Here is a 412-nt window from a genome sequence, read left to right on the forward strand (position 1 = left end):
CCTGCTGGTCGAGTACATCGAGCAGGGCCGTGCGCGCGGGCTGGCCGACATGGACGCGGTGATCGAAGCCGGCGCGGTGCGCCTGCGACCGATCCTGATGACCACCCTCACCACCGTGGTCGGCATGCTGCCGCTCGCGATCGGCCTGGATGCCGGCGGCGCACTGATGCAGCCGCTGGCGGTTGCGGTGGTTGGCGGTCTGCTGTCGTCGATGCTGCTGACCCTGGTGCTCATTCCCTGCCTGTACCTGGTGGCACAGCCGGCCGCGCAGCGGGTCATCGGCTTCCTTACCCGGCGGCGTCCCCGCGTCGCGACGTCGGGCGCCTGAGACCGTCCCAGCCCGGCTCCGCAGCGCAGGTATTCCTGAAGAAACCTGAGCTGGACCGCTCGTGCTCTTTTCGGGAGCCTGCTT

General features: G+C 69.4%; 1 protein-coding gene. It reads left to right on the forward strand.

Annotation, left to right across the window (positions count from 1 at the left end; genetic code table 11):
• Positions 1-328: efflux RND transporter permease subunit (locus tag FLQ44_RS01710; protein WP_147692784.1), on the forward strand; the 328-nt coding region annotated here is incomplete at its 5' end.
• Positions 329-412 lie beyond the last annotated feature (84 nt).

It is taken from the genome of Vogesella mureinivorans (assembly GCF_007644035.1).
Taxonomy (GTDB): domain Bacteria; phylum Pseudomonadota; class Gammaproteobacteria; order Burkholderiales; family Chromobacteriaceae; genus Vogesella; species Vogesella mureinivorans.